At 71.2% G+C, this 14658-nt stretch carries 15 protein-coding genes; 5 read left to right on the top strand and 10 right to left on the bottom strand.

The window, feature by feature from the left end:
• Window positions 1-20: 20 nt before the first annotated feature.
• The 5 genes from ACFY5C_RS22745 to ACFY5C_RS22725 all read right to left on the bottom strand — a co-directional run bounded on the left by ACFY5C_RS22745 (window position 21) and on the right by ACFY5C_RS22725 (window position 4877).
• Window positions 21-782: an AfsA-related hotdog domain-containing protein gene (locus ACFY5C_RS22745; RefSeq protein WP_389446889.1), complete on the bottom strand. Its 762-nt coding sequence runs from the start codon at window positions 780-782 to the stop codon at window positions 21-23.
• Window positions 783-861: 79 nt separating this feature from the next.
• Complete coding sequence (locus ACFY5C_RS22740; RefSeq protein ID WP_389446887.1) at window positions 862-1473, bottom strand: gamma carbonic anhydrase family protein; 612 nt, start codon at window positions 1471-1473, stop codon at window positions 862-864.
• 38 nt (window positions 1474-1511) lie between these two features.
• Window positions 1512-2717, bottom strand: a complete 1206-nt coding sequence (locus ACFY5C_RS22735; protein ID WP_389446885.1) for an FAD-dependent monooxygenase — start codon at window positions 2715-2717, stop codon at window positions 1512-1514.
• Between the two features lie 76 nt (window positions 2718-2793).
• Window positions 2794-3309, bottom strand: coding sequence for a flavin reductase family protein (locus ACFY5C_RS22730; RefSeq protein WP_383623143.1), 516 nt, complete (start codon window positions 3307-3309; stop codon window positions 2794-2796).
• On the bottom strand, window positions 3306-4877 hold the full coding sequence (locus tag ACFY5C_RS22725) for a 4-hydroxyphenylacetate 3-hydroxylase N-terminal domain-containing protein (RefSeq protein WP_389446883.1): 1572 nt from the start codon (window positions 4875-4877) through the stop codon (window positions 3306-3308). Before ACFY5C_RS22725 ends, ACFY5C_RS22730 begins: the two co-directional genes overlap by 4 nt.
• Before the next feature lie 372 nt (window positions 4878-5249).
• Here ACFY5C_RS22725 and ACFY5C_RS22720 point away from each other — a divergent pair, with 372 nt between their 5' ends.
• From ACFY5C_RS22720 to ACFY5C_RS22705, 4 genes are all read left to right on the top strand, one after another.
• Window positions 5250-6761, top strand: a complete 1512-nt coding sequence (locus ACFY5C_RS22720) for a class II 3-deoxy-7-phosphoheptulonate synthase (protein ID WP_389447190.1) — start codon at window positions 5250-5252, stop codon at window positions 6759-6761.
• Window positions 6701-7180, top strand: a complete 480-nt coding sequence (locus ACFY5C_RS22715) for a MaoC family dehydratase (RefSeq protein WP_389446881.1) — start codon at window positions 6701-6703, stop codon at window positions 7178-7180. Before ACFY5C_RS22720 ends, ACFY5C_RS22715 begins: the two co-directional genes overlap by 61 nt.
• Window positions 7181-7301: 121 nt before the next feature.
• Window positions 7302-8006, top strand: a complete 705-nt coding sequence (locus ACFY5C_RS22710; protein WP_389446879.1) for a TetR/AcrR family transcriptional regulator — start codon at window positions 7302-7304, stop codon at window positions 8004-8006.
• Between the two features lie 14 nt (window positions 8007-8020).
• The gene (locus tag ACFY5C_RS22705) at window positions 8021-8752 is read left to right on the top strand and encodes a siderophore-interacting protein (RefSeq protein WP_389446877.1); all 732 of its coding nucleotides are present in this window, start codon (window positions 8021-8023) and stop codon (window positions 8750-8752) included.
• 50 nt (window positions 8753-8802) lie between these two features.
• Here ACFY5C_RS22705 and ACFY5C_RS22700 read toward each other — a convergent pair whose 3' ends face one another.
• The 5 genes from ACFY5C_RS22700 to ACFY5C_RS22680 form a co-directional block, all read right to left on the bottom strand.
• Window positions 8803-9549 (bottom strand): PP2C family protein-serine/threonine phosphatase, encoded by a 747-nt coding sequence (locus ACFY5C_RS22700; RefSeq protein ID WP_389446875.1) that lies wholly within the window; start codon window positions 9547-9549, stop codon window positions 8803-8805.
• Window positions 9550-9681: 132 nt separating this feature from the next.
• A complete protein-coding gene (gene msrB, locus ACFY5C_RS22695) occupies window positions 9682-10089 on the bottom strand; it encodes a peptide-methionine (R)-S-oxide reductase MsrB (protein ID WP_389446873.1) in 408 nt (135 codons plus the stop codon).
• A gap of 13 nt (window positions 10090-10102) precedes the next feature.
• Window positions 10103-11494: a UDP-N-acetylmuramate--L-alanine ligase gene (gene murC, locus ACFY5C_RS22690; RefSeq protein WP_389446871.1), complete on the bottom strand. Its 1392-nt coding sequence runs from the start codon at window positions 11492-11494 to the stop codon at window positions 10103-10105.
• Between the two features lie 172 nt (window positions 11495-11666).
• Complete coding sequence (locus tag ACFY5C_RS22685) at window positions 11667-12140, bottom strand: indole-3-glycerol phosphate synthase (protein WP_389446869.1); 474 nt, start codon at window positions 12138-12140, stop codon at window positions 11667-11669.
• 149 nt (window positions 12141-12289) lie between these two features.
• A complete protein-coding gene (locus ACFY5C_RS22680) occupies window positions 12290-13123 on the bottom strand; it encodes a pyrimidine reductase family protein (protein WP_389446867.1) in 834 nt (277 codons plus the stop codon).
• Window positions 13124-13424: 301 nt separating this feature from the next.
• Between ACFY5C_RS22680 and zapE the strand changes: the two genes are divergently transcribed.
• The gene (gene zapE, locus ACFY5C_RS22675) at window positions 13425-14534 is read left to right on the top strand and encodes a cell division protein ZapE (RefSeq protein WP_389446865.1); all 1110 of its coding nucleotides are present in this window, start codon (window positions 13425-13427) and stop codon (window positions 14532-14534) included.
• The last annotated feature ends 124 nt before the right edge of the window (window positions 14535-14658 follow it).

The following is a 14658-nucleotide window of genomic DNA, read 5'->3' as shown; positions in this document are numbered from 1 at the left end:
CCTGTACCGGCGGTGTCATGTCACACGGCCGCGAGAGCCGCGTCCATGGTGCTCGCCACGGCGCTCTTCGCGCGCCGAAGCTCCTTCTCCTCCAGCAGTCCCGGGGCGAAGGCGGCGGCGTCGATGGTCACACTGGCGGCGACCCTTCCGGCCTGCTCCACCTCCACCGTCGTACGGACCGTGAGCCTGCTGGGCTCCGAGAGGTCGGACTCGTCCACCGTCAGCCGCAGCGTGGCCCCGACAGGGAACAGGAAGTTGGAGAACGAGGTGTTCATGGAGTTGAGGACGATGTAGTAGCGCTGCTGCGGCCAGCGCGAGGTGAAGTAGTGCTCGATCACCGTGAGGAACATCTGGCGGGCGGCCTCGACGGCCACCATGCCCTGCACATGGACCCGGTCCTGCACGTCGACGAGGAGTTCGTTGTGGTCGTGCAGGCGCAGCCCGGCCTCGTACGTGCCCTCGTCGACCTGGCGGAGTCCGGCGACGAGGACGTTGTCCTCGCGGGCCTTGTGCAGCTCCTGGCGGCGGGCCGGCCGCTCGGCGGAGTGCACCAGGACGATCCGGTCGTCCAGGTTCCGGCGGGTGATCGCGTCCTTGAGATAGGAGAGTTCGAACTCCCCTATCCCCTGGCCGGTGACTACATGCACCGGGCCTTCCACGGTGTCCAGGTCACCGGCGTCGAGCGCGTGGGTGAGGGCCGTGAGCGTCTCGGCCCCGACGGCCTCGGCGAAATCGCGGAACCGGTCGCCGACGACGAGGCGGGAAGTAGCCGTGCTGGTCATGAACGTGCCTCCTGGCTCTGGGTGGGAAACCGCGGCCGGTGGGGCCGCGGGAGTCGTTCGGGGGGACCGGGCATTCGCCTCAGCGGGCCCGGTAGGCGTGCAGGGTCACGTGCTCGGGCTCGCCCGAGTGGCCGGGGGCCTCGTCGGGCGCCCGCTCGGTCGCGGGCTCGGCCGGGTGCAGGCCGGTCAGGCAGCGCTGGGCCAGCTTCTGGTACTGGAGGGTTCCGTTGCCCTTCCAGGCGATCTCGTCGGCCGTGAGTTCGCGCAGCACCTTGGCCGGGCTGCCGGCCACCAGGTGCCGTTCCGGTACCTGGAAGCGGGACTTGACGAAGCTCGCGGCGCCGACGAAGGCCTGCCGCCCCACGACCACTCCGTCCATCAGGACGGACTTCATGCCGATGAGGCTGTCGCGCCCCACCCGGCAGCCGTGCAGCACGCTGCCGTGACCGACGTGGCCGTCCTCCTCGACCACCGTGTCCGCACCGGGGAAGCAGTGCAGCACACAGCCGTCCTGCACATTGGAGCCCGCGCGCAGTTCGATGCGCCCGAAGTCGCCGCGCAGGCTGGCGAGCGGGCCCACGTAGCACCCGGGCCCGACGTCGACCGAGCCGATCAGTACGGCGTCCGGGTGGACGAACGCCGTGGGGTGGACGGCGGGGACGTTGCCTTCGAAGGAGTAGATCCGTGCCATGGTCATTCTCACCGTTCGTCGATGGTCGCCGGAGTCGCTCACACCGGCGTCGGCGCCGAGCGCAGCGGCCCGAGGGCGTCGTGGCCGTGGATCCAGGCGAGGTCGTCGGGCAGCCGCGTGAGCCGCTCGTTGCGGGCCCGGGCCTCGGCGCCGTCGGGCAGTTGGAAGCAGGTGGCGTTCTTGCGGGAGCCCGCCTGGAGCAGCCGGGTGCGCGGCCGGCGCAGTTGCTCGTACGACCGCAGGGCCGTCGCGACCTCGTCGGCGCCGGCCCGGCCGAGGAAGTGCGCGAGCACCACCGCGTCCTCCAGCGACTGGTTCGCGCCCTGGCCGTGATGGGGCAGCATCGCGTGGGCCGCGTCGCCGAGCAGGGTGACCCGGCCCGAGCTCCACACACGTCGGGGTTCGCGGTCGTACAGCGCCCAGCGGCCGGGCCGTTCGCACGCGGCGAGGATCTCGGTGACGAACGGGTGCCAGCCGTCGAAGGCGGCGAGCAGGTCGGCGCCCTCGCCCTCGGTGGACCAGGACTCGATCGTCCACTCCGTGTCGGGGACGACGGCGAGGAAGTTCAGCGCCGCGCCGTCGGCCACCGGGTAGGCGATGAAGTGCCGGCCGGGTCCGAGCCACAGCCAGAGCACCCGCTCGGCGAGTTCGGGGATGTGCCCGAGCCGGTCCATGGGGACGAGGGCGCGGTATCCGCTGGTGCCGGAGAACACGGCCTCGTCCGGCCCGAAGACGCTGTCGCGCACGGCGGAGTGGATTCCGTCGGCGCCGACGACCGCGTCGGCCTCGGTCTCGGTGCCGTCGGCGAAGCGGAGGACGGCACCGGCGCCGGTCTGCACCACCTCGGTGCAGCGCGCACCGAGCCGGACACGGTCCGCTCCCAGCTCGGCGAGCAGGGCCTGCTGCACGGCCGCCCGTTCGACGGTCCAGAACGGCGCCTTGAACCTCTCCTCGTACATTCCGGTCAGGGTGTGCGTCACCATCGACCGCCCGGTGCGCCAGTGCCGGAAGTCGGCACGCACGGGCTCCACGGCCGCCGCGGCCAGCCGTCCCGCGACACCGAGGTCCCTCAGGGCGCGGTGGCCGTTGGCGCCGATGGCGATGCCGGCGCCGTGGTGGGGGGCCAGTTCACGGGCCTGCTCGTGGACGACGACCTCGATGCCCTGGCGCCGTAGTCCGATGGCGACGGCCAGGCCGCCGATGCCACCGCCGACGACGGCCACGTACGGGCGTTTGGGCGCCATGGCGCCTCCTCCTGATTCTGTGTGCGGGCTGTTCGGTGTGCGGGCCGCACGCTGCTGTGCGCGGGGCCGCACGCGGTCACCGGGCCGGCGAGATTCCCGTGAAGGTGCCCCGGTGGAAGACCAGGGGCTCGTGGTCGCGGCCGACGGCGCCGAGCACCCGCCCGACGACGAGCACGTGGTCGCCGAGGGGCTGGGTGAGGTGCAGGGCGCATTCGAGCGTTCCGGGCCCGTCCGGCAGGACCAGGCAGCCGGTGTGCGGTCCGACGGTCCAGTCCGCGGCGTCCTCCACGGCCGGGCGCCGGGCGGCGGGTGTGGTCAGGACACCGACCAGGGACCGCGCCCGGTTGCCGAGGAACGACACGGCCCACTGTCCCGACGTGCGCACCCGCTCCAGAAACGTGGAGTCGTCGCGCAGGTACATGGACACCAGTGGCGGATCGAGGGACACCGAGGTGAACGAGTTCACCGCGATGGCGTCGTGCCGGACGCCGGACGGGGTGTCGAACCGGGTGGACACCGCGCACACGCCGGTCACGAACTGCCCGAGCACACTGCGCAGTTGCGTGGCGTCCGGCAGGGCGCGGCTGCTCACCGCCCGGCCTCGGTGGGGGTCCCGCCGCCGATCACGGTCGTGTCCTTGGGGTTGATCAGGTCGGGAACGGTCCAGCCGTTCTCGTCGTACTCCGACAGGCACCGCTCGACGAGTCGCTTGTAGTCCTCGAACTTCCCCGACGCCTGCTGGGCGTGCAGTGCCTCGAAGCGGATCTGCTCGTGGTTGCCGGCGTAGTTCATCTCGTACAGCTCCCAGCGGGCACCGAACTCGGTGCCGACCGCGTCCCACGCCAGCTTCATCAGCTTGACGCGGTCGACCGCCTCCACGCCGAGGCCGCGGACGTACTTGTCGAGGTAGGGCCGGACCTCGGGGTTGGACCAGTCGGCAGCGTGGGAGTTGTTGTAGATCAGGGCGCTGCCGAGGTCCCGCATGAAGATCTCGCGGACCTTGGGGAAGATCGAGGAGGACAGGACGCGGAACGCCAGCGCGGTCTCACCGTTGGGGGTGACGGTGCCGTCGGGCCACTTGGTCGGGTTCTCGGCCATGGAGTCCACCAGCGCCCAGAACATGTTGCGATAGGCGAGCACCTCACCGAGCCGGCTCTGCACTCCGCGAAACTCGGACGTGCCCGTCGTCTCCAGGCACTTGGCCAGCAGGCCGGTGAGGAAGTCCATCTTCACGGCGAAGCGGACGCAGGCGTGGAACATGGCCCGGTAGAAGAATCCGGAGCCGTAGAAGAAGTTGTTCGCCTTGTCGACGTCGTAGCAGAAGACGTTCTCCCAGGGAATCAGCACCTGGTCGAAGACGAGAATACCGTCGTTCTCGTCCAGGCGGCTGCTCAGGGGCTGGTCGAAGGGGCTGCTGACGGTAGCCGCCGCGAATTCGTACGACGGCCGCGAGATGACCTTCAGCCCGGGGCTGTTCGTCGGCACGATGAAGTACGCGGAGAATTCCTTCGCGCCCTTCGGTATGACGCCGTAGCTGCCGATGAAGATGTGCTGGGTGAGCGCGGCTCCGGTGCCGACGACCTTGGCGCCGGACACGACGAGGCCGGCGTCGGTCTCCCGGTCGACGGTCAGCATGACGTCCTTGAGCTCGGTGAGCCCCCGGTTGCGGTCGATCGGCGGGTTGACGATCCCGTGACCGATGAACAGCACGTTCTCCTGGGCCTTGCGGTACCAGGTGGCGGCGTTGTCCTCGAAGGGCGCGTAGTGCTCCCGGTTCGACCCCAGCGTGGACAGGAACGCGGCCTTGAAGTCCGGGGTCCGGCCCAGCCAGCCGTACGTCATACGGGCCCACTCCGTCATGGCCCGCGCGGAGGCGCGCAGATCGCCGGTGGTGTAGGGGGCCTTGAAGTAGGGGTGCGTGAAACCGCCGTTGCCGGTGTCGGTGGGGACGACCAGCGCGCTGTTGCGCTCGGGGTCGTGCAGCGCGTCGTACAGCCGGGCCACCATCCGGGAGTTGTTGCGGAAGGCCGGGTGGCTGGTGACGTCCGCCACCCGCTCGCCGTAGATCCGCACCTCGCGGCCGTCGCGGAGGCTCTCCAGATACTCGTCTCCGGTCTGTGGGCGGGAGACGGATCCGGACGGGTTCACGGTGTTGCTCATGCGGGATCACCTTTCGAGCGGACTTTTGCGCCTGCCGAAATGCTCCAGGAGCGCGACCTGCGCCGACAGTCGGCCACTGGGGCTAGTACTCGGGTAGTAGATCCGCCCTTCTAGCCACAACGACGCACTGCCCGCCGGTACTTCGCGCATGACAGGCTGCGCCCACCACCTGCCCCCACCGTGCCGTCGTCAGCGGAAGGCGTTGAGGTTGTCGCCGTGAAATCCGTGGAAGCCATAGAGAACCCCGTAGCGAAAGCAAAAACGAAGCCCGTGCCGAACGCGGTACCGAATACCGTGCCGAATCCGGTACCTGATCCCGTGCCGAATCCGGTACCTGATGCCGCAGCGAATTCCGCGGCCGGTCCCGAACCCATTCGCGGAGCGAATGCGTCGGCGAATCCCGGGGCGGCACCAGAGGCATGGCGCGCCCTCCCCGCTGCCCAGCAGCCCGACTGGCCCGATCCCGCCGCGCTGCACGCCACCCTCTCGTCCCTTTCCTGCGCACCGCCCCTGGTGTTCGCGCGCGAATGCGACGCGCTGCTCGACCGGCTCGGCGAAGTGGCCCTCGGCAGGGCCTTCCTGCTCCAGGGCGGCGACTGCGCGGAGACGCTGGACTCGGTGAGCGCCGAGTCCGTGCGCGGCAAGCTGGAAGTCCTGCTCCAGATGGCCGCAGTGCTGACGTACGCGGCCGGGGTGCCCGTGGTCAAGGTCGGCCGTATCGCCGGCCAGTACGCCAAGCCCCGTTCGCGGCCCACCGAGACGCGCGACGGCGTGACCCTGCCCTCGTACCGGGGCGACGCGGTCAACGGGCTGGAGTTCACCGCCGAGGCCCGCACCCCCGATCCGGACCGGCTGCGGCGCGTGTACCACGCGTCCGCGGCGACGCTGAACCTGCTGCGCGCACTGACCGCCGGAGGGCACGCGGACCTCGACCGGGTGCACGAGTGGAACCGCGACTTCGTCGCCCTGTCCGGCGCGGGACGCCGGTACGAGCGGCTGGCGGACGAGATCGACGCCGCGCTCGCCTTCATCCGGGCCTGCGGGATGAGCACCTCGACGCTGCGCACCACGGAGGTGTTCGCCAGCCACGAGGCCCTGCTGCTCGACTACGAGTCGGCCCTCGTGCGCACGGACCCCGACACCGGGCGACGCTACGCCCTGTCCGGGCACATGCTCTGGATCGGCGAGCGCACCCGCCAACTCGACGGCGCGCACGTGGCGTTCGCCGCCGGTGTCCACAATCCCCTCGGCGTCAAGCTCGGCCCGGACGCCGCCGTCGACGACGTACTGCGGCTGCTGGACCGCCTCGATCCGCAGCGCACGCCCGGCCGGCTGACGCTGGTCGCCCGGATGGGACGCGGCCTGGTGCGCGACCGGTTGCCCGTGCTGGTCGAGGCGGTACGCGCGCAGGGCGCCCAAGTGGTCTGGGCGTGCGACCCCATGCACGGCAACACCTGCACCGCGCCGAGCGGCCACAAGACGCGGCGCTTCGACGACGTCCTGGACGAGGTCACCGGATTCCTGGAGGTGCACCGCGCGCTGGGCACCCATCCCGGCGGCGTCCATGTGGAGCTGACGGGCGAGGACGTCACCGAGTGTCTGGGTGGCAGCAGGGAGGTCCTCTCCGACGATCTGCACCTGCGGTACGAGACGGCCTGTGATCCCCGGCTGAACCGGGCGCAGTCGATGGACCTGGCCTTCCGGATCGCCGAGTGGCACAGCGCCGAGAAGCGCCGGCTGAGCCACCCCCACCAGGAGCCCGTCCTTGCCCGCCCGTCGGGCACGTCCCGGCCCGCCGAGTTCCGATCCGGAGGACAGTCACTGTGCGGTACTTCGAGCACTTCCCCGCAGGCGCCACCCACGAGTTGGGGGCCACGCGGCTGACCAGCGAGGACATCATCGGCTACGCGCGCACCTGGGACCCCATGCCGTTCCACCTGGACCCGGAGGCGGCCCGGCGCTCTGCCTTCGGGGGCCTGGTGGCCAGCGGCTGGCACACCGGTGCCGTGATCATGGGGCAGTTCGTGCGCACCCTGCTCGCGGACTCCGCCTGCCAGGGGTCCTACGGCATGGACGAGGTCAGGTTCCTCGGCCCGGTACGCCCCGGCGACGAACTGCGCGGCCGGGCCACCGTGGAGGAGGCCACACCACATCCCAGGCGTCCGGGCACGGGCACGATCCGCTTCCTCGTCGAGGCGGACAACCAGGAGGGCGCGACGGTGTACCGGATGCGCACGCGGCTGCTGTTCGCCTGCGGACAGCGGGCCGACGCCGCGCAGGACGCGGTGTCCCTGCGGAGCTGAGGACCGGCGCCGCAACCAGACTCCCGCTTCTCCCCGAGCCTCCCCCGCCCGGGGAGAAGCGGGCCCCTCCCCTGCTTCCCTCCCCTGCGTCCCTCCCCTGCTTCCCTCCACGGCTTCGGCTTTGACTATACGCACCGTTGCGTCTAGTCTAGCTCGCACCGATCGACGATCGAGGAGAGCCGCCATAGACGCACCACGCCGCACCAGGAACGGACCGAGGCGCAGTGAGGCCGCCCGCGTCGCCGTCCTGCGAGCCGCCGACGACCTGCTGGTCGACAGCGGGTTCCAGGCCGTCACGGTCGGTTCGATCGCCGAGCGGGCGGGCGTCTCCAAGCAGACGATCTACCGCTGGTGGAGATCGAAGATCGACATCCTGCTGGACGTCCTGGAGGAGGACCTGCCGGACGACGTCACGTCCCCGCCGCCCGGGACGGAATCCGCGCAGGAAGTCCTGACGGGGCATGTGACGCATCTGAACCGGGTCTTCACACGGTCCGACACGGGCCGCGTCCTGTTCGTGCTCATCGGCCACGCCCTCCAGGACGCGACGACCGCGTCCGCGCTCCGGAACCAAGTGCTGGACCGCCGACGCGGCCACGCGCGCGCACGGCTCCGGAACGCCCTGGCCTGCGAGGCGCCCGGCGCCGTGCACCGGCAGGAGGCGAACCGGCTCCTGGACCTGCTGGCCGGTCCCGTCTTCTACCGGGCCTTCATGACGGGTCGGCCGACGGACCCGCTGTTCGCCGAGCGTCTGGCCGCCACCGTCCTGACCTGCCGGCAGGGCACCCCGCCCGACGGGGCGCCGACCGCCGGCCCCACCCGCTGAAAGGCTGTCCCCGTATGTTCCGCGCACGCCGAACCCCTTACACCGCCACGGTGGAGGCGGTCACCCCGATCGCCCCGCGGATGACGCGCATCACCCTGGGAGGGCCCGGGATGTCGGCCTTCCGGTGCGACGAACCGACGCAGTGGGTGAAGCTGTTCGTCACCGACCCGCTCGACGGCCGGACGGTCGGCCGCGCCTACACCGTCCGCCATCAGTCCCCGTCGGAGCCACGGATGGATGTCGACGTCGTCCTGCACGGAAAGGGCCCCGCCGCGCGCTGGGCCGAGGCCGTCCTCCCCGGCCAGGAGGTCTCGTTCGGCGGCCCCAAGGGGTCCTTCCGCCCCGCCCCGGGCGCCGACTTCTACCTCCTCGCGGGTGACGAGAGCGCCCAGCCCGCGGTGCTCACCATCGCCGAGAACCTGCCGCCCGGCACCCGCGGCGCCATCTACCTGGAGGTCACCGGCCCCGAGGCCGAGATCCCGGTGCCCCGGCGGGCCGACCTGGACGTCATCTGGGTCCACCGGGAGGCCGGCCAGTTCAAGGGCGAGGCCCTGCGGGACGCCGTACTCAAGGCCGCCGTTCCGCAGCAGGGCGTCGCCGCGTGGGCGGCCGGCGAGTCCGGAGCCGTACGGGAGATCCGCCGCCACCTCACGGAGAACCTCGGCCTGGACCGTCAGCACGCCTACGCCAAGGGCTACTGGAAGCTGGACGAGGCGGACCACCGCGATCCCCTGGCCTCGGACTGACGACGGGCAACCGGCATTCGGCAACCGGAACTCCCACGCGGCGCGCCGACCTACTCCTCCCCCACCCGCACCACCGCCACCGTGATGTTGTCGGGCCCGCCCGCCTCGATGGCGGCCTTCCACAGCTCGAAGGCGGCCCGGCCGTCGTCGTGCTCGCGCAGCACCTCGCTCAGTACGTCCGTCGGCACCGGGTCCGTGAGTCCGTCCGAGCAGATGAGGTAGCGCTCGCCGGGGGACAGGGGCGCGGTCGTGACATGGGGATGGACGGCTCGGTAGGCGGGCGAGCCGCCCAGGCACTGGGTGACCAGTGAGGTGCTCTGACCGGCCGGGTGGGGAGGGCTGTCGTCGACGCTCACCTGGCGCAGTCCGTCGCTTTCGGCCGCGTAGACCTGGCTGTCGCCGACGTTGAACACCAGCAGCGAGTCGGGCTGCACGACGACCCCGGCGATCGTCGTCCCCATGGCCTCCAGGTCGCCCCCCTCGTCCCCGCCGGCCGCCTGGTACACGGCGAGGTTGCAGGCGTTCAGGGCGTCTCGGACGGCGACCTCGCTGGTCATGGCGGGTCCGAGCGACGCGATCCGGCGGGCGACCAGCGCGCTGGCCACATCGCCGCCGGGATGCCCGCCGAGCCCGTCGGCGACGGCCACGACAAGGGGCGTGCCGAGCGGGAAGACCAGGGTCTGCGGATTCTCGGTCACCGTGGCGCACAGCGTCCACGGCCCGACGACGAGGCTGTCCTCGTTGCGCTCGCGCAGCAGTCCGGGATGGCTGATCGCACTCACAGCGACGTACGGCATGCAGCGCCACCGCCTTCCGTACCGGACTCACCGAACTGACCGCCGGGGCCGGACGTCCCCTTCGAGTCTAGGAACTCCGGCATCCGGCGTGCCAGCGCAGCGGGGCGCCGCCCGGGCGGCGCCCCGCCCGCGTCAGTCCTCGTCCGCCGTCAGCCGCAGCGAGATGCTGTTGATGCAGTACCGCTGATCGGTCGGGGTCGCGTAGCCCTCGCCCTCGAAGACGTGCCCGAGATGCGACCCGCACCGCGCGCACCGCACCTCGGTGCGCACCATCCCGTGCGAGCGGTCCTGGATCAGCTCCACCGCGTCGGTGTCCTTCGGGTCGTAGAAGGACGGCCAGCCGCAGTGCGACTCGAACTTCGTGGTGGAGGTGAAGAGTTCGGCCCCGCACGCCCGGCAGGAGTAGACGCCCGTCTTCTTGGTGTCGGTGTACTCACCGGTGAAGGCGGGCTCCGTGGCGGCCTCGCGCAGGACGGCGTACTCGGCCGGGGTCAGCTCCGCGCGCCACTGCTCGTCCGGCTTTTCGATGTCGTACGACATGAGTCCTTGCCCCTCACTTCGACAGGCGGTCCAGAATGACCGGGCCCAGGTCCGTGACATCGCCCGCGCCCATGGTGAGAACGAGATCACCGGGCTTCGACATTCCCGCGATCCGCGAGGCCACCTCGCCCTTGTCGTGCACCGGCGTCACCTCGGCGCCCGCCGCCCGGGCCGCCTCGATGATCAGCTCGCTGGTGACACCGGGAATCGGGTCCTCGCGGGCCGGGTAGATGTCCAGGACCAGCGAGGAGTCCGCGAGGGCGAGGGCCTCGCCCATCTCCTTGCCGAGCTCCTGCGTGCGGGAGAACAGGTGGGGCTGGTAGACGACCAGGATCCGGGCGTCCCCGGCGGCCGCGCGCATCGCCTCCAGGTCGGCCGTCATCTCGGTCGGGTGGTGCGCGTAGGAGTCGATGACCTGGACGCCCGCGACCTCGCCCTTCAGCTGCAGCCGCCGCTTGACGCCCGTGTAGGCCGCCAGCGCCGGGGCCAGCTCGGCGGCCGGGATGCCGAGCGCCGCGCCGGCGGTCAGAGCGGCCACGGCGTTGAGCGCGTAGTGGCGGCCGGGAACCGAGACCGCGAAGGTGAGCTCCTGGCCGTCCAGGACGACGGTGACCTGGCTCTTCAGCCCCTGCGCCAGCACGGACAGCACCCGTACGTCGGCGTCCTGCGACTCGCCGTACGTCACCACCCGCACATCCCGTGCCGAGACCCGCCGAGTCAGCTCCCGCGCCCCGTCCTGGTCGGCCGAGATCACCAGCGTGCCGCCCTCAGTGATGCGGTCCGCGAACGTCTCGAAGGACTCGTAGATCTCGTCCATCGACGCGTAGTTCGCATGGTGGTCGAGCTCGACGTTCAGGACGATCGCGACGTCGGGCGCGTACTTGTGGAAGCTGCGGTCCGATTCGTCCGCCTCGGCGACGAAGATGTCGCCGTCGCCGTGCAGGGCGTTCGAGCCGGGGGCGTCGAGGTCACCGCCGATGGCGTACGACGGCCGCAGCCCGAGCTCGCTCAGGGAGACCGCGAGCATCGACGTCGTGGTCGTCTTGCCGTGCGTACCGGCGACGGCGATCGGGCGCAGCCCGTCCATCAGCGAGGCGAGCGCGTCGGACCGGTGCACCACCGGAACGCCCAGCTCGGCGGCGCGGGCCAGCTCGGGGTTGTCCTGCCGGATCGCCGACGACACGACGACACAGCTGGCGTCGTCGGCGAGGTGCTCCGCCGCGTGCCCGATGTGCACGGTCGCACCGAGCGCCCGCAGCGCCTCGGCGGTCGCGGACTCCTTGGCATCGCTGCCGGCCACCTTGGCCCCACGCTGCGCGAGAATCTTCGCGATCCCCGACATCCCGGCCCCGCCGATGCCGATGAAGTGCGGTCGGTCCATGGCGTGGGGAATGCCGGGTGCCATGCGTGTTCTCCCAGGAGTGCGATACGACGGTGAGGCCCCAGCCTATTGGGTGGAGCTGCGGACCTCGCGCACCGTGGCCCGCCGGGGGCGCGGGGAGCTGCGCGGCAAGCCGCGTACCACCCGCAGCCGGCAGAACCCAGCACCCCCTACGGCGGCCCTCCGCCGAAACCCCCTACACCTTGCTGTGTGAGAACAGCTTCAGCACCGGCACCCCCACCTTGTGCCGAGCCCTGGACGCCCAGTCCCGGTGGAAGAACTCCTCCACATAGTGGGGGTCGGTCAGCACGATCACCTCGTCCGCCCCGACCTCGTCCACCACTGCTCTGAGCGCGTCCAGCGGATGGTCCTCCAGAAGCCGCCCCTCGGCCGCCGCCCCGGCCGTTCGCAGCGCCGTGAGCGAGACCTCCAGTGCCCGCTCCCCCGTGCTCAGCGCCTCCTGCCCCTCCGGCGTGTTCCCTTCCCGGACCGCTTCGTCCAGTTCGCCGAGCGCGATGTCGTCGATGGCGCGCAGCAACCTGTCGGCCTGCTCGCCCCGCGGCTGGAGCAGCACATGGAACGAGACCTGCTCGTCCCCGTGCAAGGTGGTGACGAACTCCACGTCGGCGGACGTCAGGGCCTTCTCGATCATCAAAACGCTTGTGAACACCGGGCGCCCCTTCTGCGGAAACCATCCTGCCCCGTGCCGGCACGGGGACTGCGAGTTTTAGTGTGCCCGTCGGAAGCCAAACGGAACGGTGGATTCCGCCGTTTCAGGTGCACGGCAGTCATAGAACCCATTTCCGAACCGAACTAACGTCACGTCCGTCGGTAGCGGCTGAACAGGAAGCCGTTCTCCTCGAGCAGGGACACCAGCTCGAACCGTTTCGGAACCGGCACCGACGGCCCGCCGGCGATTCGCTGGGCGTCTCCCGCGGTGAGCATCGGAGAGATCGTCAGACAGAGCTCGTCGAGCACTCCGGAGGCCACCAGCTGCCCGAGCATCCGTGGCCCGCCCTCGGTCAGCAGGCGGGTGTGGCCGAGGTCGGCGAGGGCCTGGACGGCGCGCACGGGGTCCACGCCGACGCCGTCACCGGCGATCACCACCTGGGCGCCCGCCTTCTCCGCAGCCGCGACGCGGTCGGGGGCCGCGGCAGCACCCGTGAGGATGAGGGTCGGCACCAAGGGCGAGGTGAAGAGCGGAAGGCTGTAGTCGAGCTCCAGGCCGGCGCTCACCACCGCGATGGCCGGCGCGGGCCCCTGCCCGGCCGCCTCGCGGGACTGAGCGAACTCCGCACGCGCGCGTGCCGGACGGTACCCCTCGAGGCGTACCGTTTCAGCGCCGACGAGCACGACGTCCGCCAGTGCCCGCAGCGTGCCGAAGATCCGCATGTCGGTCGCTGTGGAGATGGGCTGCGAACGCCCGTCGTGCTGGGCCGCCCCGTCCAGCGTGGACACCATGTTGGCCCGCAACCAGGGCTGCCGCCCGCCGGGACCCGGTTCGGGATAGGCATACGCGGCGGCAAGCTCGGCGAGGCTCCACTCACGATCGACGAGATCACCACCGGGGAACCCGGCGCCCGGACCACCCCCGGCCGCGCCGGAAGCGGTTCCACCCCCCTCGAGGCCTCCCGCGCCACCTTCATCAGGCACCCCGCCAGGAGCACCGCTCCCTGCGTCCGCGCCGGATCTCCCGCCCCCGGTACCCCGATCGGGTGCCCCGGCCACCGACCCGCCGGGCCCTCGGTCAAGGCCCCCCGCCACCGAACCACCGGCTCCGGTCTCGACGCCGGCAGGCCCGGCCCCGGCCCCACCGGCCACAGGCCCACCTCCGGCGGCCCCAGCCCCGTCGCCCCCGGCCGAACCGCCGGAGGCCCTCGCTGTTGTCTCATCGGTCACAGGGAACAGGCGTCGCATGTCATGGAGTGTGGCACGGCGCTTAGCATGGTGACCCGTGTCGTCCTCCCCCGCCGCCTCCGGGCCGAGCCCCATAGCCGAAGCGAGCCCGCTGTCCCTGTGCGCCCGTGAGCCGCACGTGCCCGCGGACCGGCTGGTCGCCGAGATGGTGCCGCCGCCCCGCTTCGACTCGGTCCGCTTCAGCACGTACATCCCGGACCCGAACCAGCCCAGCCAGACCGAGGCGGTCGGCGTCCTGGAGACCTTCGCGGCCGGGCTCGGCGGTGCGCACGCGAGCGGCGCCGGCAAGGCCAGGCGCGGCTTCCTCGGGTTCGGCAGGCCCAAGGCGCCCAAGACCCCGGCGGGTCCCCGCGGCGTCTATCTCGACGGCGGTTACGGCGTCGGCAAGACCCACCTGCTGGCCTCCCTCTGGCACGCCACCCCGGCCGAGCCGTCCCTCAAGGCCTTCGGCACCTTCGTGGAGCTGACGAACCTCGTCGGCGCCCTCGGTTTCCAGCAGACGGTGCAGACCCTGTCCGGTCACCGCCTGCTGTGCATCGACGAGTTCGAGCTCGACGACCCGGGCGACACCGTCCTGGTCTCCACGCTGCTCGGCAAGCTGGTGGACGCGGGCGTCGCGCTCGCCGCCACCTCCAACACCCTCCCCGGCAAGCTGGGCGAGGGCCGCTTCGCGGCGGCCGATTTCCTGCGCGAGATCCAGGGCCTGTCGGCCCACTTCCGCGCCCTGCGCATCGACGGCGAGGACTACCGCCACCGCGGCCTGCCCGAAGCGCCCGCGCCGTACTCCGACGAGCAGGTGACAAAGGCGGCGTATGCCACCGAGGGCGCCTCGCTCGACGACTTCCCGCATCTGCTGGAGCATCTCGCCCGCGTCCACCCCAGCCGCTACGGCGCGCTGACGGACGGCCTGAAGGCGGTGTGCCTCACCGACGTCCAGCCGATTCCCGACCAGTCGACGGCCCTGCGCCTCGTCGTGCTCGCGGACCGGCTCTACGACCGTGAAGTCCCGGTGCTGGCCTCCGGACTGCCGTTCGACCAGCTGTTCAGCGAGGACATGCTCAAGGGCGGCTACCGCAAGAAGTACTTCCGCGCGATCTCGCGACTCACCGCGCTGGCCCGCGACGCCAAGGGCCTGGTAACCCAGTAACTCGCCCTGGTCAAGGGGTGGTTCAAGCCAAGCCACCCTCGCATTTCAGGCTCTCTTCAGCTCGAAACGTTAAGTTAACCCTGCAAACAACGTTGCCGGGTTAACGTGTTTCTTGACCAACGGT

This window comes from Streptomyces sp. NPDC012935, assembly GCF_042900345.1.
In the GTDB taxonomy this organism is placed as follows: Bacteria; Actinomycetota; Actinomycetes; order Streptomycetales; family Streptomycetaceae; genus Streptomyces.
The sequence above is the reverse complement of the archived record's forward strand: the minus strand, read 5'-3'. Positions and strand labels throughout refer to the sequence as shown.